Origin of the sequence: Blastococcus sp. CCUG 61487 (genome assembly GCF_005222955.1) — a bacterium.
Classification (GTDB): domain Bacteria; phylum Actinomycetota; class Actinomycetes; order Mycobacteriales; family Geodermatophilaceae; genus Blastococcus.
The window spans coordinates 1-254 of record NZ_LWUA01000195.1 but is presented as its reverse complement, the minus strand read 5'-3'; the positions used below and the strand labels follow the sequence as shown (position 1 = coordinate 254).

Annotated in this window: 1 protein-coding gene; it reads left to right on the top strand. The window is 66.1% G+C overall.

Features of this window, described 5'->3' with window-relative positions:
- Positions 1-18: 18 nt before the first annotated feature.
- Positions 19-254, top strand: a 236-nt coding sequence (locus A6V29_RS10220) for an aminotransferase class I/II-fold pyridoxal phosphate-dependent enzyme (protein WP_212719225.1), incomplete at its 3' end; no start/stop codon positions are given.

Genomic DNA, 254 nt, shown 5'->3' with positions numbered 1-254 from the left:
GTCACCATTTTCGAGCAGATGTCGCAGCTCGCGCGCGACAACAACGCCATCAATCTCGGCCAGGGCTTTCCCGACGATCCCGGCCCGGAGGACATCCGCCGCGCCGCGGCCGATGCCGTCCTGAACGGCTACAACCAGTACCCGTCGATGATGGGGCTGCCCGAGCTGCGCCAGGCGATCGCGGCGCACTACAAGCACTGGCACAAGCTCGACCTCGATCCGATGAGCGAGGTCATGGTGACCTCCGGCGGCAC